18 protein-coding genes and 1 pseudogene are annotated in these 22,453 nt (G+C 65.0%); 3 read left to right on the forward strand and 16 right to left on the reverse strand.

The genetic code is table 11. The features are described 5' to 3' along the window. Positions 1 to 89 precede the first annotated feature (89 nt). The 3 genes from MF134_RS14115 to MF134_RS14125 all read left to right on the forward strand — a co-directional run bounded on the left by MF134_RS14115 (position 90) and on the right by MF134_RS14125 (position 3,100). Positions 90 to 983, forward strand: a complete 894-nt coding sequence (locus tag MF134_RS14115) for a LysR family transcriptional regulator (RefSeq protein ID WP_255340110.1) — start codon at positions 90 to 92, stop codon at positions 981 to 983. A 379-nt stretch (positions 984 to 1,362) separates the two neighbouring features. Continuing rightward, positions 1,363 to 2,448 (forward strand): Gfo/Idh/MocA family protein, encoded by a 1,086-nt coding sequence (locus MF134_RS14120; RefSeq protein WP_255340111.1) that lies wholly within the window; start codon positions 1,363 to 1,365, stop codon positions 2,446 to 2,448. 169 nt (positions 2,449 to 2,617) lie between these two features. Further along, positions 2,618 to 3,100, forward strand: coding sequence for a cyclophilin-like fold protein (locus MF134_RS14125; protein ID WP_255340112.1), 483 nt, complete (start codon positions 2,618 to 2,620; stop codon positions 3,098 to 3,100). A 356-nt stretch (positions 3,101 to 3,456) separates the two neighbouring features. On the opposite strand, the gene MF134_RS14130 is transcribed toward MF134_RS14125, so the two are convergent. The 16 genes and pseudogenes from MF134_RS14130 to MF134_RS14205 all read right to left on the reverse strand — a co-directional run bounded on the left by MF134_RS14130 (position 3,457) and on the right by MF134_RS14205 (position 22,434). Then, positions 3,457 to 4,830 carry an amidase gene (locus MF134_RS14130; protein WP_255340113.1) on the reverse strand — a complete coding sequence of 458 codons (1,374 nt, stop codon included), beginning with the start codon at positions 4,828 to 4,830 and terminating at the stop codon, positions 3,457 to 3,459. Beyond that, entirely contained in the window at positions 4,827 to 5,021 is a 195-nt protein-coding gene (locus tag MF134_RS14135) for a hypothetical protein (RefSeq protein WP_255340114.1), read from the reverse strand. Before MF134_RS14135 ends, MF134_RS14130 begins: the two co-directional genes overlap by 4 nt. Beyond that, positions 5,018 to 5,764, reverse strand: a complete 747-nt coding sequence (locus MF134_RS14140) for a DUF1028 domain-containing protein (RefSeq protein WP_255340115.1) — start codon at positions 5,762 to 5,764, stop codon at positions 5,018 to 5,020. The genes MF134_RS14135 and MF134_RS14140 overlap by 4 nt, the downstream gene beginning before the upstream one ends. A gap of 21 nt (positions 5,765 to 5,785) precedes the next feature. Beyond that, positions 5,786 to 6,517: an ABC transporter ATP-binding protein gene (locus MF134_RS14145; protein WP_255340116.1), complete on the reverse strand. Its 732-nt coding sequence runs from the start codon at positions 6,515 to 6,517 to the stop codon at positions 5,786 to 5,788. Continuing rightward, positions 6,514 to 8,337: a branched-chain amino acid ABC transporter ATP-binding protein/permease gene (locus MF134_RS14150; protein WP_255340117.1), complete on the reverse strand. Its 1,824-nt coding sequence runs from the start codon at positions 8,335 to 8,337 to the stop codon at positions 6,514 to 6,516. Before MF134_RS14150 ends, MF134_RS14145 begins: the two co-directional genes overlap by 4 nt. Further along, positions 8,330 to 9,166: a branched-chain amino acid ABC transporter permease gene (locus tag MF134_RS14155; protein WP_255340118.1), complete on the reverse strand. Its 837-nt coding sequence runs from the start codon at positions 9,164 to 9,166 to the stop codon at positions 8,330 to 8,332. Before MF134_RS14155 ends, MF134_RS14150 begins: the two co-directional genes overlap by 8 nt. A gap of 86 nt (positions 9,167 to 9,252) precedes the next feature. Then, on the reverse strand, positions 9,253 to 10,407 hold the full coding sequence (locus MF134_RS14160; protein WP_457589993.1) for a substrate-binding protein: 1,155 nt from the start codon (positions 10,405 to 10,407) through the stop codon (positions 9,253 to 9,255). 32 nt (positions 10,408 to 10,439) lie between these two features. Then, on the reverse strand, positions 10,440 to 11,309 hold the full coding sequence (locus MF134_RS14165) for a nitrilase family protein (protein ID WP_255340119.1): 870 nt from the start codon (positions 11,307 to 11,309) through the stop codon (positions 10,440 to 10,442). A gap of 254 nt (positions 11,310 to 11,563) precedes the next feature. Next, complete coding sequence (locus MF134_RS14170; protein WP_255340120.1) at positions 11,564 to 12,142, reverse strand: cupin domain-containing protein; 579 nt, start codon at positions 12,140 to 12,142, stop codon at positions 11,564 to 11,566. A 266-nt stretch (positions 12,143 to 12,408) separates the two neighbouring features. Then, positions 12,409 to 12,522 (reverse strand): annotated as a pseudogene (locus MF134_RS14175) (integrase core domain-containing protein); the annotation flags it as partial. Between the two features lie 98 nt (positions 12,523 to 12,620). Next, positions 12,621 to 14,189, reverse strand: coding sequence for a siroheme synthase CysG (gene cysG, locus MF134_RS14180; RefSeq protein ID WP_255340121.1), 1,569 nt, complete (start codon positions 14,187 to 14,189; stop codon positions 12,621 to 12,623). A gap of 16 nt (positions 14,190 to 14,205) precedes the next feature. Continuing rightward, on the reverse strand, positions 14,206 to 16,887 hold the full coding sequence (locus tag MF134_RS14185) for a nitrate reductase (protein WP_255340122.1): 2,682 nt from the start codon (positions 16,885 to 16,887) through the stop codon (positions 14,206 to 14,208). Between the two features lie 18 nt (positions 16,888 to 16,905). Continuing rightward, positions 16,906 to 17,265 carry a nitrite reductase small subunit NirD gene (gene nirD / locus MF134_RS14190; protein ID WP_255340123.1) on the reverse strand — a complete coding sequence of 120 codons (360 nt, stop codon included), beginning with the start codon at positions 17,263 to 17,265 and terminating at the stop codon, positions 16,906 to 16,908. Then, the gene (nirB, locus tag MF134_RS14195) at positions 17,262 to 19,709 is read right to left on the reverse strand and encodes a nitrite reductase large subunit NirB (protein WP_255340124.1); all 2,448 of its coding nucleotides are present in this window, start codon (positions 19,707 to 19,709) and stop codon (positions 17,262 to 17,264) included. The genes nirD and nirB overlap by 4 nt, the downstream gene beginning before the upstream one ends. An 11-nt stretch (positions 19,710 to 19,720) precedes the next feature. Further along, positions 19,721 to 20,662 carry a GAF domain-containing protein gene (locus tag MF134_RS14200; protein WP_255340125.1) on the reverse strand — a complete coding sequence of 314 codons (942 nt, stop codon included), beginning with the start codon at positions 20,660 to 20,662 and terminating at the stop codon, positions 19,721 to 19,723. Next, positions 20,659 to 22,434 carry an ABC transporter ATP-binding protein gene (locus tag MF134_RS14205; RefSeq protein ID WP_255340126.1) on the reverse strand — a complete coding sequence of 592 codons (1,776 nt, stop codon included), beginning with the start codon at positions 22,432 to 22,434 and terminating at the stop codon, positions 20,659 to 20,661. The genes MF134_RS14200 and MF134_RS14205 overlap by 4 nt, the downstream gene beginning before the upstream one ends. Positions 22,435 to 22,453 lie beyond the last annotated feature (19 nt).

The raw sequence follows: 22,453 nt of genomic DNA on the forward strand, positions 1-22,453 counted from the left end.
CTTCGGGACCGTTCACGAACGCGATATGGGTCCTTTCTCTTCTGCGCAAACAGGCGATAAACAGAAGAACATCAGAGAGGTGCTCATAAATGCTGCGCGAGAACATGGCCGATCTGTTGTCTTTCATCGCCGTCGCCCAGGAAGGAAGCTTCACCCGTGCCGCGGCCCAGATCGGTGTGTCCCAGTCGGCGCTGAGCCATTCGGTGCGGGCGCTGGAACAGCGGCTCGGCCTTCGCCTGTTGACGCGCACGACGCGCAAGGTCTCGCCGACGGCCGAAGGCCAGCGGGTCCTCGAGCGCATTGCGCCGTCTTTTGCCGACATCGAAAAGGAGCTCTGGGCGCTGATCGAAACGAAGGACCGGCCGGCAGGGACGATCCGCATGACGATGCTGGACCATTCGGCCGAGACTTTGGTCTGGCCGAAGCTCGCGCCGGTGCTGAGGAACTACCCGGAACTGAAGGTGGAGATCGTCACCGACTATGCGCTGGCGGACATCGTCGGAGACCGGTTCGACGCCGGTGTGCGGCTTGGCGAGCAGGTCTCCGAAGGGATGATCGCCGTTCGCATCGGGCCCGACTTCAGGATGCTGGTGGTTGGTTCGCCGGCCTATTTGGCAGAGCGCGGCACGCCTTCCGTGCCGCAGGACCTGACCGGCCACGACTGCATCAATCTGCGTCTGCCGACCCATGGCGGACTCTACGCCTGGGAATTCGAGAAGGATGGCCGGGAGATGCGAGTACGCGTCGACGGCCAGATGACCTTCAACGCCATAGGACCGGTGGTCGAGGCAGCCTTGTCGGGCTACGGGCTGGGCTATGCCCCGGAGGATCTGGTCCTGCCCCATATCGAGGCTGGCCGGCTCGTTTCGGTGCTCGAGGATTGGTGTCCGCCCTTTCCGGGCTATTACCTCTACTACCCGCATCGCCGCCAGCATTCGGCCGCCTTCAGCGTCATCCTCGAGGCCCTGCGCCACCGGGGATAGTCGCAGGGCTTCCATGGCTGCGGTCAGCGACAAGGAACAGGCGAGGGCTGCGATCTCTCACGCATGGGATCGATCCTCTCGCATTGGGCTGGCTAGGCGGCGGCCGGTCACTGACTTCGGTGGTCCGGCGTTGGGGGCGCCGAGGATCCGAGAGACAACGACCCGGGAGGTGCTCGCCGGGCAAATCCGACCGACAGGAGTGATGAGACCGGCACATCGATGCGGCAACGCTGACCATCGGCATTCATGAGCCCCGTTCACATGAGCTAGCGGAATTCTCACCTGAAACGAGCGAGTGGCTGGATGTAGGCTTCGACAATGCGCGCCGAGCGACGGTCGGCATGCCGGCCGCGCTCCTTCGCTCGAGTTGGAAAGAGTCATGACCAGCAAACAGTACCGGATCGGCTTCATCGGCCTCAATCCCGATTCTCACTGGGCGGCGACCGCCCATGTTCCTGCCCTCAAGTCTCTTTCGGACCGCTTCAGCATCGACGGCGTCGCCAACAGCACGCCCGAAAGCGCCAAGCGGACGGCGGATGCCCTCGGCATTCAGGCCTACGACAGCGCAGGGGCGCTCTGTGCTTCGCCCGACATCGACATCGTCGTGGTGACCGTGAAGGTTCCGCATCATCTTGAACTCGTCACCACAGCCCTGAACGCCGGCAAGAACGTCTATTGCGAGTGGCCGCTCGGCAATGGTATCGACGAGGCACGCCAGCTTGCGGCACTCGCCGCCGAAAAAGGCGTGGTCGCGGTGTGCGGCACGCAGGCGCGCATGGCCGTCGAGGTCGCGCATCTTCGCGGCCTCGTCATGGACGGTTTCGTCGGAAAGGTGCTTTCCACGACGCTCGTCGGATCGGGGGGCAATTGGTCTGGAGAGACGGTCGCGGATCTCGCCTATCTGTTCGACGCCGCCAACGGCGCGACGATGCAATCGATCCCGCTCGCCCATACGCTCGCGGCGGTGGGCGAGGTGCTGGGTCCGATCGCCAGGTTGGACGGCCAATTCGCCAGCAATTTCAAGACCGTTAATGTCACCGATAGCGGCGAGACGCGACCGAAGACAGCCCCTGACCAGATCATGGCGACCGGTACGCTGGAAAGCGGCGCTGCCCTGGTGGTCCACTATCGCGGAGGCTCATCGCGCGGGACGAATCTTCTCTGGGAGATCAACGGCAGCGAAGGCGACATCCAGGTTACCGGGACGAGCGGCCATGGCCAGATGACGCAGCTTTCGCTGCGCGGTGCCCGCGGCAGTGACCGCGAGATGGCGCCTCTCGATCCTCCGGCCTCGGCCTATGAGGGCCTGCCGGACAGCGCCCTCGTCCGCAACGTCGCCGGCGTTTATGCGCGAATGGCCGACGATCTTGACAACGGCACGCGGACAGCCCCGAGCTTCGCGGATGCCGTGCGGCTTCATGAAGTCGTCGACATGCTGGAGCAGACCGCCAAGGCGAAAAGCTGAACACCCCTGGCCTTGGCGGAGAGCTTCTGTCGCTGGCCAGGGGGTCTCAGAGCCTTCGGCGGCGGGCCGCATGCGCAGAGAACCACAAGGACCAGCAGGCACGGCTCGGCATCTGGGTTTCCGCCACCGCCGACGAGTGCCGGGCCCGCCTTTCACCGGACGAGGAACGATGCTTCAGAAACGAATTCTGGCCGCCGGCGCCATCTGGCCGATCGCGCGCTGCCTGATCCTGGTCGGCGCCGTGTGCGGACTCGCCGACTTGCGCCTGGCGCTGGCCCAGTCCATCGAACAGGAGAACACCATGAAGATCCAACTCGTGGTCGGCGACACGATCCTGCCGGCAACACTCGACGACAGCCCCTCGGCACGCGATTTCGCCGCGCTCCTGCCGCTGGAACTTGATCTGAAAGACTATGCCTCGACGGAAAAAGTCTCGGATCTTCCCCGGCGGCTCAGCATCGAGGGGGCACCGAAAAGCTACACGCCCGAGGCTGGCGACATCACTTATTATGCCCCGTGGGGCAATCTCGCGATCTTTTATCGCAGCTTCCAGAACTCGGCTGGCCTCGTGCGGCTCGGAAGCTTCGACGGCGACATCGACGCCCTGATGAAGAGCCAGCCATTTTCGGTCCGCATCGAACAGGCCAACTGACCGGCCCGGCGCTGCGCCCCGGGCAGGCCGGGCAACGCCAGTTCCGCCCCTTTCACTGCGACCAACGCCGCGCGGGCGATCCGAGAGACGTGACGATGCGCCCAACCCATCGCTTCTCTTCCTGGACAATGGCGAGAAGCCCCTTCACATGTCCTCGCGTCTGCGCCAGCGATCGCACCAAGGAAGAGGCGCGGCCTGTTTCCCGTTGCGACGTCGGTGGTGTCGACGGCCGGCGCGGGGTCGCCCATCATCATCCGTCATACGCGTGACGGACGGGTCGAGCATGGCCAACCCGAAGGTCGGGGATTGGATGTTTCAAAGCTCTGCCGGCGAGTCTGCGGGCTGCGTCCGCCGTCCTACCGGGGCGTATGGCGCTCGACCACCGAGGCGGCCCGCACGACGTTCGCTTCGTCAAAGGCGGCGCCGGCGATCTGAAAGCCGATCGGCAGCCCCTTGGAATCGAAGCCGCAAGGAATGCTGATCGCCGGCAGACCGAGGAGGTTCCATGGGTAGGTGAAGCGCCAGGAGGTCTCGAGAACCGCCTCCCGCTTGCCGCCCAGCACGACCTCCTTCTGGCCGATTTCCCAGGCGGTGATCGGCATGGTCGGGCCGACGACGACGTCGACGCGGGAAAAGACGTCCTGAAACCGCTGCGCCAGCAGTTCCCGGTAGCGCTCGGCCTGCAGATAGTCCGAGCCTGTCACCAGCCGGCCCATCTCGACCAGCATCCGCACGTCCTCGGCATAGGCGTCGACATGGCCCGCCGCGATATGGGGAAGGTGATAGGCGGTCGAGGACGACAGCTCGACGGCGAAGATCGCGCCGAGCCCGTATTTCAGTTCGGGAACCTCGAATTCGACGATGGTCGCGCCGAGGCGACCCAGCAGCGCGATCGCCGCTTCGACCGAGCGTTCGACCTCGGGGTCCAGGGCTTCGAAGAAGTGGTTGCGGCAGACTCCGACGCGAAGGCCTCGTGCGTCCTGCGTCAGCGCTTGCGAGAGATCGCTCGGCGGTTCGTTGGCCGAACCCGGGTCGCCGGGATCGTAGCCCGACATCACGTCGACGAGGAGGGCCGCATCCGCGACGTTGCGGGCGAGGGGGCCGGCATGGTCGAGCGACCAGGAATGCGGGACGATGCCGGAGCGGCCGATCCGGCCGAAGGTCGGCTTGAAGCCCACATTGCCGCAAAGGCTTGCCGGGATGCGGATCGATCCGCCGGTATCCGAGCCCGTGGCGGCGAGACAGAAGCCGGCCGTGACCGCGGCGCCCGAGCCGCCGCTCGATCCGCCCGGCACGCGGCTTTCGTCATAGGGATTGCAGGTGGGAGGCGTTTCCATGCCCCAAGCGAATTCATGCATCCGCGTCTTGCCGATGAAGATCGCTCCGGCCGCTCGCAGCCTGGCGATGGCCGCCCCATCCTCTTGCGGAAAGGCAATGGCGGCTTCAGTACCCGCCGTCGTCGGCATGCCGGCGGTGAGATAGTTGTCCTTGACCGCAATCGGGATGCCGTGAAGAGGTCCGGTGGCGATCCCGGAGGTTGCCGCCGCGTCGGCGCGGCGACCTTGTTCCAAGGCGTCCTCGGCGACGTGGACGAAGGATTTCAACACTCCGTCGCGCGCTTCGATATTCGCGAGACATCTGGCCACGAGATCAGCCGAGGAAAGCTTGCCTGCCCGCACTGCCGCCGCCACGTCGGTGAGGGGTGACTTCAATGCTTCGTCCGGCGTCATGGCTTCTTCTCCTGGCGGCGCAGCGGCCGATAGACCACCGCCGGGTGGGTTTCGCCGAGATCGAGCGACCTCAAGATCTCGACTTGCCGGGCGATCGCTGCATAGGCGGTGCGGACTTCCTCCAGCCGGTCGGTGCGGATGAGGGTTTCCGGATCGGCTTTGCGTTGGCCGGTTCTGGTATCTTCGCTCATGGCTGGTCGCTCCCTCCGCCGCCGGGCCGTTCGGGCGGGGACTTCAACAAAAGCTCCATGACGCTCGGCGGGAAAGCGCTCGGCGCGTCCCGCTTCGGCATTCCTTCCACGAAGGGCATCAATTGCAATTTGGCGATTTCGTAGGTCTCCCGCAGCCGTGCGATCGGCGCCGGATCCTCGTCGACCCGCAGGTCGACCTTTGCGTAGGCCTCTGACCCGAAGACCAGGAGGCCAGCCGCCTGCTTGCCGCGCTTGTCGCCGCCCACGGCCTGGGCCGCTTCCAGGCATTTCAGCAACCGTTCGGCCAGGCTGTCCTGGGGATTCGCTTCGAAGGTGGCGGCGAGCGCGGCGATCACGTCGGGTCCGGTAAGCATGTTGCCCTGGGCGCTGAAATCATCGCCGGTCTTCGAGTCATGCCAAGTGGTGCAGGACTCGCCGGTCCACACGGCAGATCCGCCCATTGCATCCACCACGCCGACCTGGCGAAGCCCGGCCTCGCTGTCGCTTTCGATCGCCCGCGCCAGGGCGGTCTCGGCATTGGCGCCGTCGGCAAGCGCATCCAGGATGGTGATGGCGAGATAGGGGTTCACCCAGGACTGGGTCGTCACGGCGCCCACGCCCGGTCGCACATAGGGGCAGATCGCACCGACGGCCGGGACCGCCGAGGCCACTGCGACGCCGAGTTCGCCGGTTCGCGCGCAACGCCCGACGATCGAGAATGTGTTGGCTTCGATGCCCATCATCAACGTTGCCCCGCCATGAGCTCAGATCCGCAGGTGCTCTTCGAGCGTTGCCGCCGTGTCCGCATGGGCCACGTCGCCCCGCTCGACGATCTCGCCGATCTTGAGGATGGCGTAGCGGTCGGCGACCGAAAGCGCGAAGGGCAGGTTCTGCTCGACGAGGAGAATGGCGACGCCGTTCTTCTCCTTGGTCGCCTGCAGGACCTCCGCCATCCTGGCGATCATCGTGGGCTGCAGACCTTCGGATATCTCGTCGATCAGCATGATCTGCGGACGGGCGATCAGGGCTCGGGAGAGAAGAAGCATCTTCTGCTCGCCGCCCGACAGGGTGCCCGCCCCCTGGCGCAGGCGCTCGACAATACGGGGAAAGGCCGCTTCGACATCCTCCAGCCGTTCCTTCAGCAGCTTGTCGTTCTCGACGCCGAGCCGGAGGTTTTCCTCGACCGTCAGATCCTGGAAGATCGCGTATTCCTGCGGCGTATAGGCGACGGAGTGCTGGGCGATCAGATGCGGCGGACGGTTGGTGATGTTCTCGCCGGCCAGGTGCACCTTGCCGCTGGAGGCGCGCACGAAACCCATGATGGTCTTCAGAAGCGTCGACTTGCCCATGCCGTTCTTGCCGAGGATCACCAGGATCTCGCCAGCGGCGATGGAGAAGGATACGTCCCGCACCACCGGGGCCGCGTCGTAGCCGCTGGTGAGCCCTTCGACCGTCAGCACGCTTTCGGCAGATTCGGGTTTGCGAAGGGCGCTCATGCCGGCGTCTCCGTCTCCTGGCCCGAATAGACCGCTTTGACGAGGTCTGAGGAGACGACCTCCTCGACGCTGCCGTCGAGCAGCATCTTGCCCTGGTGGAGCACGACGATCCGGTTGGAGATCTCTCGGACGAAATCGAGATCGTGCTCGATGAGGAAAACGCAAAGGCCATAGTCCTCGACGAGACGCGTCAGCACGTCTCCGATCGCCGTGCGTTCCGGTTTGGTCAGGCCCGCCGTCGGCTCGTCCAGAAGCAGGACACGCGGTTCCGTCGCCAGGACCATCGCGAGTTCCAGGCCGCGCTTCATGCCGTGGGAGAGATAGCGCGTCTCCAGCCCCAGCTGACGGTCCAGGCCGGTGGCCTTGAGGATCTCCAGCGCCGGCTCGGGGAGGGCGACCCTTTCGGTGCGTTCGAGATAGCTGGCGCCGTCGATGCGGTAGCGGGCGAGTCGCAGACAGTCGCCGACCGTGAGGCTGTCGAACAGGCTGGTGTTCTGGAAACTCCGCCCGACGCCGAGCTCGACGATCTTTTGCGGCGATCGGCGGCCGATCTTCTCGCCGGCGATCACCACCTCGCCGCTGGTTCGTTCGCCGCCATTGCTGATACAGCGCATCAAGGTGGTCTTGCCGGCGCCGTTCGGGCCGACGATGGACAGAAGTTCGCCGCGGCGCCCCACGACTTCGATGCCATCGAGCACGGTCAGGCTGCCATAGCGGCAGGTGAGCGCTTCGATCAGGATCGGAGCCTTGTCGTCGGACAGGTTTTCCTCGAGCCGACGGCTCTTGGCCGGAACCAGCGTCACGTTCGATCTGTGGCGATGCGCGGCGGTTTCGTCCTTGCCGCGGGCCTTGTAGCGCCGCCACGCACCGGTCACGAGCGAAGCGATGCCGTTCGGCAGAAGGATGATCACCACGACGAAAGCGACGCCGACGATGAATTTCCACAAGAACGGCAGGCTGCCCGACAGATAGGACGAGGTGACGTCGATGCCGATCGCACCGAGGATCGGGCCGATCAGTGTCGCCCGGCCGCCGAGCGCGACCCAGACGAGCGATTCCGTGCCGAGCAGGAAGCCGGCGAGTTCCGGCGCGACGACATTGGTAAAGGCGGCATAGCCGAAGCCGGCGATCGATCCGATCGCCCCGCAGACGACGAAGAGCCCGGTCTTGATGGCCGAAACCGGGATGCCGAGATAGGCGCAGCGATCCTCGTTCTCGCGGATGGCGATCAGGATTCGGCCGAAGTCGCTCCGCACGAAGAGCCAGGCGAGCGAGGCGACCGTCACCAGAAGCACGCCGGCGATGATGAACCAGGTGTTGATCGACCAGTAATATGTCGGGAACCCGGACAGGCCGCTGCTCGAGCCGGTGAAACGGCCGCCGGAAAAGATGATCTGGACGAGGACGATCGGCAGGGCCAGCGTCATGATCGACGAATAGAGCGGCGAGGCGCCGTGATAGAACGACAGGAGGCCCACGAGCCAGGCGATCAGCCCCGCCGCCAGGATGCCGATCACCAGAGCCGCGACGAACCATCCCGGCCCGAAACCCCAATGGGTGAAGACCAGGGCGCAGGCATAGGCGCCGATGCCGAAAAAGGCGGACTGGCCGAAGGTCAGGATGCCCGTATAGCCCCAGACGAGATCGACCGTGAGTGCCAGAACCCCCAGGAAAAGGGCTCGGATCAGGACGTTGGTCAGATAGATGTCGAGATAGAGCGGCGCCGTCAGGACGACGGCGAGAGCCAGCGCCGCCGCGATCGCAGTGGTCCAGTAGGGTGACAAGGAACGCTGCGGCGTTTGCGAGGTGATGTCAGCCACGGGACAATCCCTGCGGTTTGATCCTGAGAATGACGGCCGCCAGAACGACGATGGTGATCCCCCCGATGATCGGGCTGACGAAGGTCGAGACGAGGACCTGGGCGCCGCCGAGGAGCAGCGAGGCGAGGGCGAGGCCGGGAATGGCAACGCCGGAGACCAGGACCAGCATGAAGGAGTTGACCAGCCAAGGCAGGCCCATATTCGGGTCGATCGACAGCAGCGGCGTGATCAGCGCCCCTGCCGCACAGGCGAGCGCCGCGCCCAACCCGAAGGTCAGCGCGCGCACCTTGACGCTGTCGATGCCGAGACCGCGGGCGAGATTCTCGTTCATGATCACCGCCCGGGCGTTCAGGCCGAAACGGGTGAAATAGAGAAGTGCGGTCAGGGCCGCGCCGAGCACCACCGCGACGAGGACCAGGATCAGTCGCCAGGACGAGTAGCTGATGTCGAAGAGATCGGCCGTTCCGGAAATCGGGCTCTCGGCGAACTGGACGCCGCGGCCGAAGATGAAGGTGATGACCTGCGCGATGACGATTCCCAGGCCCCAGGTCGCGAGGATGGCGTCCAGCGGCCGGTCGTAGAGCGGGCGCAGGATGACGCGTTCCACCACGATTCCGAGCACGAAGCCGACGAGTGCCGCGGCCGGGATGGTCAGCCAGGCGTTGAACCCGGCATCGGTCACGACATGGGCGGAATAGCCGCCGACGGTCAGGAAGGCGCCATGGGCGAAGTTGATCAGCTTCATGACGCCGAGGATGATCATCAGTCCTGCCGCGACGATAAAGAGCATCGACGACGTCGTCAGGATGTCGAGGAAGAGCGTCGCCATCGGCCGGTTCCTTGGAAAGCGTTCGCGGCGGGGGGACAAGCAAGGGCGGACGGACGAGTGGCCTCGCCCGCCCGCGCGTCAGGCGATTACAGGTTCGGGCACTGCTCGCCCGGATCGACGTTCTCGAAGGTCTTGATGACCTCGACCGTGCCGTCATCCTTCACCTGGCCGAGATACATGGTCAGCGGCGTGTGGTGCTGCTTGTTCATCTGGATGTCGCCGCGGGGCCCGGTATAGGAAACCTCCGGCAGGGCATCGACGACGGCCTGTGGATCGGCAGAGCCCGCTTTTTCGACGGCGGCCTTGTAGAGGTAGATCGCCTCGTATTGCGGCACCGACAGATCGTTCGGAGTCTTCAGCTCGTCGCCGAACTTTTCCTCCATTGCGGCGAGGAAGGTCTTGTTCTCCTCGCTCTCGATGCCCGTCAGGTAGGACTGGGAGATGTAGATGCCGGTCGCGTCCGAGCCCATGCTCTTGGCCGTGCCCTCATCGACGGCGAGGTTGCCATAGGGGATGTCGACGCCGGAATTGCGCAATTGCTTGGTGAGCGTCACGTTGGGCGCGCCGCCGGCGGTCGAGGTGATCAGCGCGTCGGGGTTCTTCGACTTCAGATCGGAGATGATCGCCGTCCAGTCGGAACCGTCCATGGGCAAGTATTCTTCGCCGAGAACCTCGCCGCCGCTTTCCTCGATATACTGGCGGGTGAACTCCAGCATGCCGCGGCCGAAGGCGTAGTCGGAACCGATGAGGTAGAAGCTCTTGGCGCCTTCCTCGTTCATGAAATGGTCGACGATCGGCGTGACCTGCTGCTCAGGCACCCAGGCGTTGACATACATCCACGGGCTGCAGGAACGGCCCTCGTAGAACGAGGTGTAGATATACGGCTTGCCGGCCCGGTTGACGATCGGCAGGCCGGCATTGCGGGCCGCGCTCGTCTCCATCGAGATCAGGACGTCCACGTCGTCCTGGAAAACGAGGGAGTCGAAGGCGCGCTGGGCTCCCTGGGCGCCGCTGCCGTCGTCGGCGACGACGAGCTCGACCTGACGACCGAGAATGCCGCCTTCGGCGTTGATTTCTTCGGCAGCAAGCTCGCTCGACTGGACCACCGACGGGGCGACGACACTGTTGGCGCCGCTGAGGCCGACCGGTATGCCGATCTTGATCGGATCTTCCTGCGCCGCGGCGCCGTATGTCATCGCTCCGAGCAGCAGCAGGCTGCTTGCCAGACGGGTGAGTTTCATGACGTCGTTCCCTGTTTGCGAGCGGCTCTTTGTCAGTACCAGTTGGGTTGAGCCGTAGTCCCCAACATTTCACCGTAGAGGTCCGTCCGACGGTCTCGGACGACCTGGTTGAAGGCGTTCCAGTTGCGCTGCCGGCGTGCCTGGCTGAGATCGACACGGGCGGTGATGAGTTCCGGCTCGCTCTTGCTGGCCGGCCCCGCCACGGGCCATCCGTTATGGTCGACGATCACGCTTTGGCCGATGAAGGGCTGGTCGCGCTCAGTGCCGACCCGGTCGCAGGCTGCAACCACCATCGAATTGGAATGTGCAGCCCCCATGCAGAGGATGTTCGCCATCGCCGGCAGGTGGCCGGGCTGGTTTTCCATCGGAACCCAGTTGGTCGGCACGCAGACGATGTCCGCGCCCTGCAGGGCGAGAAGGCGCCAGGCTTCGGGAAACCAGCCATCGTAGCAGATCAGGACGCCGAGGCGGCCGAAGCGCGTGTGAAACACCGGAAAGCCGAGATCGCCGCGTTCGAAGAACAATGCTTCCGCAGCCCACAAATGGGTCTTGCGATAGGTCCCGATGACGCCGTCCGGCCCGATCACGATCGCGCTGTTGTAGAGCTTCACGCCGTCGCGCTCGAGAAAGCCCGCGACCAAGGTGACGTTCCTGTCGGCGGCGGCCTTCGTCCAGGCGTCAATGGTTTCGCCGGTGGCCACGTCCTCGGCGAGATCGTAAGCCTCTTCGCGGCTTTCCAAGACATAGCCCGAGTTGCAGAGTTCTGGCAGCACGATCAGCTGCGAACCGTCTTTGGCCAGCGTTTCGATCAGTGCGAGGCTATGCTCGACATTGGCGTTTTTCTCCCCAATGCGCGGTTCGAACTGCGCGCAAGAGATCTGGATCGTGGCTTCTTGTGCCATGGATACGAGCCTTCCCTCGCCTCGGCCGATGAGATCGAGCCGGGAGCGTACCCGATCCCAACGCGCATTCAAGTGACTTGAATGAAAAATATGAGAATAAAATAGGCGAGCCTACTTGTTGGGCAGGCTGGACTCCCGGCGGATCTCACGGTCACGTTGTATCTGGTGCGGTGAAGCCTCCGGCCCGGTCGGGCCGCAGGCCCGGGACGGCATGGTCGAATTGCCGAAATCGTCGTTTCGACGGAGAAGCGGGTTCAGAACGTCGGAGGTGTGTTCACCCACAAGATGCGGGCGTCCCGGTTTCCGTGATTGCAGTATTCGTGTGCCTTCTCCGAGCGGAATGCGAAAGAATCGCCAGGACCAAGCTGATAGGGGGTGCCGTCCACGGTCAGCGTCACTTCGCCTTCGAGGACGAAGCCCATCTCTTCGCCCACATGACTGAAGGCGCCGCCCGTCGAGCCGCCAGGACTGACGATGTGAATATTGGCCTCGAGTACGGTATGGCGTGAAATCGGGGGCAGTCGTTCCAGCACGATACCGGCGCCATGCCGCGAATTGCCCAAGCCGATCAAGGGGCGATTCCCCGCCCGATGCACCACGGTATCGTCGTCGTCCTTGGTGTTGAAGAGGAATGCGATGTTGATGCCGAGCGCGTCGACGAGCTTTCTGAGCATCGTCAAGGTCGGATTCACTTTCCCTGTTTCGATCTTGGACAGCATGCTTTCGGAGCAGCCGACGGTTTTGGCGAGCTGCTTCAGGGACAAGCTATGGAGCGTTCGCATATGGCGGAGCTTCTGCCCGAGATCATCGGGGAGGGCGCTGCTTTCGTTCATGCCGACGACTTGCCTCGGTTCGTCTCCGGCGCCAATCTTCTGTCAGCGGGGCGCCCGTGGTCAGTTAGACCAAGCCCAATAAAGTCGAATTCTCGATGAAGGCAACGCCCGGTCCGAACTTGCGCCTCGTTGAAATGACTGAATCGAGGATCATGCCTTCGAGTTTCTGTCCCGGACTGTTGGGCAGCCTGGTGCGCCCGCAAAAAAGATTTGCCGTGGGCAGGCTCCTCACGGGTGCGCCACGAACGCGGAGCGCCCGAGCCGGTTGCGGTGATGGACTCGCGGGCCTGGGTGAGATCGAGGAAGAGGATCTCGTCCAGGAGTTCGTCACGCACGCGGCCATTGAGGCTCTCGGCACAGCCATTGTGGATGGGGTCGCCGCGATTCTCGATGACATTTGCGATGAGGGCGCAAGAGTATCGGGATGAACGAGACCAATACGTCAAGGACCGATCTCGACCAACATGGCTCTGTCTGTCTAGCCGGCAACAGCCTGGCGTCTCTCGAAAGGACGGTGGAGGGGAGTGATGTTTCCTTCTCTCGACTGCGCGACTGCTTGCGCCGCCTGGCCGAAGACCTGGCCGACGCCGATCAGGATCGGGCGATCAAGGCCCAAGCCGACAACGATTTCCCCGAGATCTCCGAGGCGGCCGATGGCGTAGGTCTCGTCGTCGCGCGACAGGTTGGCGGCGATTGCGAAGGGGGTATCCGCGTCGAGCCCATGGCTCATCAGGCGCTCCGCGATCCGCCCGGCCATGCGGCCCCCCATGTAAAATATCGTGGTGACATTAGGAGTGGCGAGCGCCGGCCAGTCGACCTCCTCGGGCAGGCCGCCCTTCTTCGAATGGCCGGTCACGAGGCGCAGCTCCTGGGCGTGGTCGCGATGGGTCAATGACACTCCGAGGCTCGCCGCAAGGGCCGAAGCTGCCGTGATTCCGGGCACGATGGAGACGGGAATACCTTCGCGCCTCAACGTCTCAAGCTCCTCGCCGGCGCGTCCGAAGACCGACACGTCGCCCGATTTCAGCCGCACGACACTCTTGCCGGCCTTGGCGAGGGTAACCATCATCGCGTTGATGTCTTCCTGGCGACAGCTCTCGCGTGCCGCACGCTTGCCGACCAGCAACCGCTTTGCCTCGCGGCGGGCAAGCTCCAACACCGCGTCGGAGACGAGATCGTCGAACAGGATGACGTCGGCCGCCTGGAGCGCGCGCACCGCCTTCAGCGTCAACAACTCGGCATCGCCTGGACCGGCACCGACCAGCGTCACCCTGCCGAGCCGCGCGCGGCCTGTTTCCGGCTTCGCGGCTTTCGCGATGTCGTCGATCAGGCGGGACGCGTCCCTTTCGTCTTCGACATCGGGAGCGCGTGTCTGAAAGGCCTTGTCGGTGAAGCGCTCCCAGAAGCTGCGGCGTTCGAGACCGGGAGACAGTCTCGCCATCACGCCTTGGCGGAGTTCGGCGGCGAGTTGCGCCCAACCGGCGAGCGCCGGGGGAAGCAAGGTCTCGATGCGGCGGCGGATTGCCTGGCCGAGGATCGGGGCAGCGCCGGCGGTCGAAATCCCGACGACGACCGGAGAACGATTGACAATTGAGCCGAAGGCGAAGTCGCAGAAGGCCGGCTTGTCGACCACATTCACTGGCAGGCGCGCCGCCCGCGCGGCGCATGCGAAGGCCTGACCCTCGGCGTCGCTCTCGGTTTCGAGAATGGCGAGAGCGAAACGGGGGGCGCTTTCAGTGAAGAGGTCGAGCCCCCAGGGCCTGGCGTGATGACGGACCTGTCCGGCCCGTGGAACCCCATCTCTGCCGATTTCGGCGAGTAGGCCGGCCATCTCGGCGTCGAGATCACAAGACGGCGCATAGAGTTCGATCGCGGCTCCGGCCGCCGCCAGCATTTCGGCCTTCCAGGCAGCGGCGGCCGAGCCGCCGGCCAACAGGACGGGCCGGCCCTTGATCGAGAAGAACACCGGCAGGACGTCGAGCGAGCCCAAGCGTCGTGGGCGCGGCGGCGCGTGCCCCACACCGCTCGCTTCAGTGGGAATGCTCATCGCGCCAAGCCCCGTGTCACGCTGAGTGTTTGAGTTCGACGCCATCGATGATCCCCTTGATCTCGCTGCGGCAGGAGCCGCAATTGGATCCGGCCTTGAGCAGCTCGCCGATCGCTCCCACTGTGACCGCCTTGCCCGACACGACAGCGGCCGTGATTTCGTTGACCCCGACAGAAAAGCACGAGCAGACCGTCGCGCCGGGATCGGGCCGGTCGGCGCCGCCGCGGCCGGCCAGAAGCCGAAAGCGATCGCGCGCCAGATGCTCGGCCCCGAGACGCTCCGACGCCCAGGAGCGCGAGACGATGACGGGGCTGCGTGAGAGCCAGAAGGCGCCGAGCAAGCGTTCGCCGTCGAAGGCGGCGAAGCGATAGGCGCCGCCAGAAACGTCGTGATAGGAAAGGATGGCGCTTCGCGCGACGCCCATCAGCCGTTCCGCGAGAGCCGTCGGGTCGTCAAGTTCGGCCGCGACGGCCGCCTCCAGCCTGAAGCCCCTTTCCGCACGGGCGAGCGAGAAGTAGTCGAGTCCATTCGTGACGGGTCGTTTCGCCGTCACGGCGAACCCGTACCACGCTGCAGCAAAACGCCTGAGGGTGACGGCGGTCGATTTCAGGCCGGGCTGCCCGGAGATGGGATCGGTCGCAGCATCAATCAGCGCATCGACCCGCCCCTTGGCGGAATTCTGCGAGGTCCAGTGCATGGGCACGAAGACCGAGCCGGGCTTCTGGCGCTCGCTGACCAGCACCCGCAGGATCGCTTCGCCTCGATCGGATGCCACGGTGACGAGATCGGCCTCGTTCACTCCCAGGCGTTCGGCGTCCTTGGGATGCAGTTCAGCATAGGGTTCGGCGATATGGGCCGAAAGCCGCGCCGAAAGGCCGGTTCGCGTCATCGTGTGCCAGTGGTCGCGGACACGGCCGGTGTTGAGGAGGAGCGTCTTTGCCTCGCCCGGCGTTTGCGATTGCAGGTCGGTCTGGGCAGGTGCGACGAAGCGGGCGCGGCGATCGGGATGATAAAAGCGGCCCTCTGCGAAGAAGCGCGTGTCGGCTGTGGCCTTCTCTCCGGTGGCAGGCTGCGGCCATTGCACCGGAGAAAGCGTATCGAAAGCCGCGCGGTCGAGCCCGGCCAGCGCACCGATGTCGAAGTCTCGGGTGCCGGCATTCGCTTCGGCTGACAGCCGGGCATGCTCGTCGAAGATCTCGGCCGGGCTCTGATAGGCGAAGGCTGCATCGAAGCCCATGCGCCGGGCGATTTCGGTGACGATCGCCCAGTCGGGCCTTGCTTCGCCGGGGAGCGGCAGGAACGGGCGCTGGCGGGAGATGCGGCGCTCGGAGTTTGTGACGGTCCCGTCCTTCTCGCCCCATGCGGCAGCCGGGAGCGCGACATGGGCATAGGCCATCGTATCGGTCTTTGCGACCACATCGGAGACGACGACGAAGGGGCACTGGCCGAGCGCTTGGGCAACCGCATCGGCATCGGGCATCGAGACGACGGGGTTCGTGCCCATGATCCAGATCGCCTTGATCCGGCCGTCCGCCACCGCCTGAAACATTTCGACGGCCTTTAGGCCGGGTTTGTCGGCGATCGTCGGCGAGGCCCAGAAATCCTGGACGATGCGCCGGTGTCCCGCGTCCTCGATCGCCATGTGGGCGGCGAGCATGTTCGCCATGCCGCCGACTTCCCGCCCGCCCATGGCGTTGGGCTGGCCGGTGATCGAGAAGGGTCCCATGCCGGGCCGGCCGATCCGGCCGGTCGCCAGATGGCAGTTGATGATTGCGTTGACCTTGTCGGTGCCCTGGACGGACTGGTTGACGCCCTGGCTGTAGACAGTGACGACCTTTTCGGTGCGGGCGAAAAGCTCATAGAAGCTCGCGATCGCGTGCGGCTTCAGCCCGGTCGCCTCGGCGACCTGAGCGACCGTCATCTGGCCGACGGCACCGATTACCTCCTCAAAGCCATCCGTGTAAGCCTCGACATAGGATTGATCGACGGCGCCCACAGCGGCGAGGTGGCGGAGAAGGCCCGAGAACAGCGCGGTGTCGCCGTCGCTTGCGATCGCAAGATGCATGTCGGCGATATCGGCCGTCATCGTCCGGCGCGGATCGATCAGGACGACCTGCAGCTGCGGGCGCTCGGCCTTGGCGGCGGCGAGGCGCTGATAGATCACCGGGTGGCACCAGGCGAGATTGGAGCCCACGAGGACGACGAGATCGGCCTGTTCCAGATCCTCATAGGTGCCGGGAACGGTATCCGAGCCGAAGGCGCGGCGATGGCCGGCGACAGAGGACGCCATGCAGAGCCGTGAATTGGTGTCGATATTGCCTGAGCCGATGAAGCCCTTCATCAGCTTGTTGGCAACGTAATAGTCTTCGGTCAGGAGCTGGCCGGAGACGTAGAAGGCGACGGAATCCGGCCCGTGCTCTGCGATCGTGCGCGAAAAAGTCTCCGCGACCCGACCAAGCGCCTCGTCCCAGCTCGCGCGTTCGCCGTCGATGGTCGGATGAAGCAGCCGGCCATCGAGGCCGAGCGTCTCGCCGAGGGCGGACCCCTTCGAACAGAGCCTGCCGAAATTCGCCGGATGATCGGGATCGCCTTGAATGGCGACGCTGCCGTCAGGCTGCGGCGTCGCCAGAATGCCGCATCCGACCCCGCAATAGGCGCAGGTGGTGCGAACGGTCTTCGTCGTCTGGGCGGCGTCCATGATCGGGTCTCTCCCGGCTTATTCAGCCGCCTCGACGAAGGGTTCCGCCGCAACCGCGTCGAAGCTGATCTCGATCGTCTGGCTCTGGGCGTCGATCCGGATGGCGAACGTCTTGACCGTGCCCTCGTCCGGCCCTTTCATCTCCCCGCTTTCGAGAGAGATGACGGCGTTGTGGAGCGGGCAGGTCACCGACCGGTCATGGACGATGCCCTGGCTGAGCGGGCCGCCCTTGTGCGGGCAGCGATCCTCCATGGCGAAGACGCGATCGTCGGCCGTGCGGAACACGGCGACCCGGCCAAGCGGCGTGTTGAGGCAGCGCGCGCCGCGTTTGGGGATGTCGGTGACGAGGCCGATCTTGTACCAGGCAGGCGTGGTCATTCCGCAGCCTCCTTGAAGGTGATGTCGGCCATGGGCTTGAATTCATGGGAAGCGACGCCGCCCGTGGCGCGTTCGGCCCAGGGATCGCGCCGGTAAATGTCCTGGCTTTCGGCAAAGCGCTCGAAATAATGGCGGCGCTTCTCGGCGTTCTCGACGATGGCCTCCTTGATCGAGTCCATGCCGACCCGCTTTAGCCATTTGTAGATGCGCTCCAGATAATGGCCCTGCTCGCGATAGAGCTGGACCAGGGCGACGATCATCTCGAAGGCTTCATCCTCGGTCTTCACCTGGGTGAGGATTTCGGTGCCCTTGATGTCGAGCCCGGCGGCCCCGGCGAAATGGATCTCGTAGCCGGCTTCGGTGCAGATGACGCCGACATCCTTGCAGGTCGCCTCGGCGCAGTTTCGCGGGCACCCCGAGACCGCCATCTTGACCTTGCCGGGCGTCCACGAGCCCCACATGAACTTTTCGATCCGCATCCCGAGACCGGTCGAATCCTGCGTGCCGAAGCGGCACCAGTCGGAGCCGACGCAGCTCTTCACCGTGCGCAGCGCCTTGCCGTAGGCGGCACCCGAGACCATGCCGGCGGCGTTGAGATCGGCCCAGACGGCGGGCAGATCCTCCTTCTTGACGCCCAGCATGTCGATACGCGCGCCACCGGTGCATTTGACCGACGGGATGTCGAATTTCTCGACGACGTCGGCGATGGCGCGCAGTTCCTTGGCGCTGGTCATCCCGCCCCACATGCGGGGGACGACGGAATAGGTGCCGTCCTTCTGGATGTTGGCGTGGACGCGCTCATTGATGAAGCGCGACTGCTTGTCGTCCTGATATTCTCCGGGCCAGTCGGAGATGAGGTAATAATTGAGTGCCGGCCGGCACTTGGCGCAGCCGCAGGAGGTCTTCCATTCGAGCTCCTGCATCACCTCGGGAATCGACTTCAGCTCCTTGGCCCGAATGAGCCGGCGGACGTCCCCATGGCCGAGATCGGTGCAGCCGCACATGGGCTTCACCGCGTTCGGATTGAACGCGCCGCCGAGGGTCAGCGCCATCAGCTGCTCGACGAGGCCGGTGCACGTGCCGCAAGAAGACGAAGCCTTCGTGTGAGCCCGCACGTCGTCGAGAGACGTCAGGCCCTTCTCGTTGATTGTGCTAGTGATCTTGCCCTTGCATACGCCGTTGCAGCCGCAGATTTCCGCATCATCCGGCAAGGCTGCAACGGCCGCCATAGGGTCCAAGGGGGCGCCACCCTGATAGGACTGGCCGAAGATCAGGGTTTCGCGCATCTCCGCAACGGGTGTCTTGTTCTTCATCAGATCGAAGAACCAGTTGGCATCGCCGGTATCGCCATACATGACCGCGCCGACCAGCCGGTCGTTCTCGATCACCAGCCGCCGATACACCCCTTGCGTTGGATCGCGCAGCACGATCTCCTCGCGGCCCTCGGCCTCGGCGAAGTCGCCAGCGGAGAACAGATCGCAGCCGGTGACCTTGAGCTTGGTCGAGAGTTCCTTGACGACGAAGGTGTCGGCCTCGCCGAGGAGGGCCTTCGCCAGCACCTTGGCCTGCTCGTAGAGCGGCGCCACGAGGCCGAAGAGCGTGCCTTCGAACTCGACGCATTCGCCGACGGCGTAGATGTCCGGGTCCGACGTCTGCATCTGTGCGTCGACGGTGATAGCCCGGCCGACGTCGAGACCGGCCTCCTTGGCGATCTGCACCGAGGGACGAATGCCCACCGCCATAACCACGAGACTGGCCGGAAGCACGGTGCCATCGGCAAGCTCGACGCCCTCAACCTTGTCCGTGCCGACGATCCGCTGGGTCGAGCCGCGGGTGACGACATTGATGCCGCGCCGTTCCAAGTCCTTGCGCAGGAGATAGCCCGCTGCCTCGTCGAGCTGGCGCTCCATCAGATGGCCGGACAGATGAACGACCGTCACCTCCATGCCGCGCAGCCGAAGACCCGCCGCCGCTTCCAGCCCGAGCAGGCCGCCGCCGATGACGACGGCCTGGGTGCCGGGCTTTCCGGAGGCCTCGATCATGGTGTTGGTGTCGTCGAGATCGCGATAGGCGATGACGCCCGGAAGATCGCGGCCTTCCACCGGCACGATGAAGGGGGTCGAGCCGGTCGCGATGATCAGCTTGTCATAGGGGACTTCGCCCTTTTCGCCGACGACGACCTTGCGGGTCCGATCGACCGAGAGAACCTTCTCGCCGAAGCGGCAGGTGACCTTGTGTTCGGCGTACCAGTCATCGTCATGGGTGACGATTTCCGCGTAGCTCTTCTCGCCGGAAAGCACCGGCGAGAGCATGATGCGATTGTAGTTGCCGCGCGGTTCCGCGTTGAAGAGCGTGACCTCGTAGGCTTGTGCGTCGGTTTCGAACAGATGTTCGAGCACGCGGCCCGAAGCCATGCCGGCGCCGATGACGACCAGTTTCTGCATGGACTGTCCTTTCAGTAATACCAGGCGACCACATGGGCGATCGCACCGTCGCGATAGATCGGAACGGCGACCATCGAGGCGTAGCCTGCGGTCAGAACGGGATTGTCGTATTTGACGACCGGAATGCCGGAGCCGAGAACCTGGCCGATCGGCCCTTCCCAGGTCGCGACGGTGCGGTCGTTCTCGTCGTCCCAGAGCGGGCCTTCGCGCTGGCAGATGCCGTCGGCGAGAACCGCGTCCCGCGCCGGACCCGTGCGGCTCTTGCGGGCATTCCACAGCTCGAAGCGCTGGGCGATCGGCGTGCCGCGTGCCGACAAGAGCGTCAGCACATAGGTTTTGCCGCCGGGGACGGCGACCGGCAGGCCGAGGCCGGTGGTGAGTCCCGCCTTGCCGGCGCTGTCGGCCCGGATGAAGCGGTAGCCGGAGCCGAGATCGCGCATCAGCATCGGCGCGTTGGCGGCCCACACGCCGCCGGGCAGGCCCTGGCCGCGCGGGAAATGGGTGTGCTGGGAGACCCATTCGAAATGCCTGGCGGCGCCGTAGTAGCCGTCGTCCAGCATCAACAGGCCGCTGTCCTCGTGCCACACCTCGATGGCGCCGGTGCGCACGGCATCGTCGGCGCAGAGCACCACGACGACGGACTTGAGCTCACTGCCGGCGAAGATCGGGAAGGCGACGGCCGTGGTCAGCCCAGCATCCCTCGCGGCTTCGGCGCGCAGGAAATACGAGCCGTCGAAGCGCTTCAGCACGACCGGCCGGGCTTCGGCCCAGGCCTTGCCGGGCAAGCCCTCGCCCTTGGCGAAGCTCTGCTTTTCGGAGACGGCGGCGAAATCGGCGAGGGCGCCGTAGCTGCCGCTCGACCAGACGAGGCGGTCGCCTTCCGGAACCCAGACCTCGGTCACTTCGACGAAGGCGCGGGTCGTTGCAACCTCTTGTTCCATGACAGCGCTCATGCGGCTTCCCTCTTGGTCTCAGCAGCGGGTTCGGCGGCAGCGTTGGGCAAGGATTCGGCGTCGGGTTGTGCGGACTTGCCGTGGGAGCCGGTCTCGTATTCCTCGAGGAAGCCCAGAAGTTGCTCGCGATAGAGGTAGTAGTCGGGGTGTTCGAGGAGCGCCTTGCGGGTGCGCGGGCGAGGCAGGTCGACCTTCATGATCTTGCCGATCTTCGCCATCGGCCCGTTGGTCATCATCACCACCCGGTCGGCGAGGAGGATCGCCTCGTCGACGTCGTGGGTGACGCAGATCGCCGTCACCTGGGTACGCTTCCAGACGTCCATGAGCACGTCCTGCAGCTCCCAGCGGGTCAGCGAGTCGAGCATGCCGAAGGGCTCGTCCAGGAGAAGGAGTTTCGGCGAGAGCGCGAAGGCCCGCGCGATGCCGACGCGCTGCTTCATGCCGTTGGACAGGTCGGCGGCCTTTCGATGCATGGCGTCGGCAAGACCGACCCGGTGGAGATAATGCTCGACCACGTCCTTGCGCTCGGCGGGCGTCGCGTCCGGATAGACCCGGTCGACGCCGAGCGCGACGTTTTCGCGGGCGGTGAGCCAGGGCATCAGCGACGGCGCCTGGAAGACCACGGCCCGATCCGGACCGGCGGCGGTGATTTCGCGCCCGTCGAGGATGATGCCGCCTGACGAGATGTCGTTCAGCCCGGCGCACATGGACAGGACCGTCGATTTGCCGCAGCCGGAATGACCGATCAGGGAGATGAACTCGCCCTTTTCCATTTTCAGATCGAAACCGTCGACGACGGTGAGGGGGCCCTTCGGCGTCGGATAGGTCTTCGTGACCTCGAAGAACTCGACGAAACCGCGCTCGATCGGGGAATGGGCGGCGCGCTTGTAAGCGTCGGGCAGATCGGGTGCGGGGCCCTTCTGGGGCTTCTGGGTGATCGGTACGACATTGGGAAGCGACACGGCCTCGCCGGCGTCGTCGCTCGCGTGGCGGCCACGCTCCATCAGATAGTTGGTCACGTCCCGGCGCAGGCGCTTGAAGGTCTCGTCGCTGTTCATCTCGGTGCGATCGCGCGGCCGGGCGAGATCGACGTCGAAGGAGGGGCCGAGCGAGGCGCGCGGCCCGGGATTGAGTGGAATGATCCGGTCGGCGAGCAAGATCGCCTCGTCGACGTCGTTGGTGATCAGGATGATCGTCTTCTTCTCGACCTGGCTGATCGCCGCGAACTCGTCCTGCAGCTTGGCGCGGGTCAGCGCGTCGAGCGCCGAGAGCGGCTCGTCGAGGAGGAGAACTTCGGGCTGCATGGCGAGGGCACGGGCGACCGAAACGCGCTGGCGCATGCCGCCGGAAAGCTCCGCCGGCTTGCGGTCGACGGCGTGGGACAGGCCGACCATGTCGATATACTTGTCGACGCGGGCCTTGCGCTCAGCCTTGGATTCCTTGGCGAAGACCGTATCGACGGCGAGCGCCACATTGCCGCGCACCGAGAGCCAGGGCATCAGCGAGTAGGACTGAAACACCAGCCCGCGCTCGGGGCCGGGGCCCTGGACCGTCTTGCCGCGCATCAGGACCTCGCCCTGGTCGGGTGCAATCAGACCGGCGAGCAGCGAGATCAGCGTCGTCTTGCCGGAGCCGGAGAAGCCGACGATCGCGACGAACTCGCCTTCCTTCACGCTGAGATCGACGCCGCTCAGGATGTCGGCGCGGTTCTTGCCCTCGCCATAGCTCTTCGAAACCGACTTCAGTTCGATGATCGGGGAAGCACTGGTCATGGTCACAAGCTCCCTCGGT

It is taken from the genome of Jiella marina, assembly GCF_024359545.1.
Classification (GTDB): domain Bacteria; phylum Pseudomonadota; class Alphaproteobacteria; order Rhizobiales; family Rhizobiaceae; genus Jiella.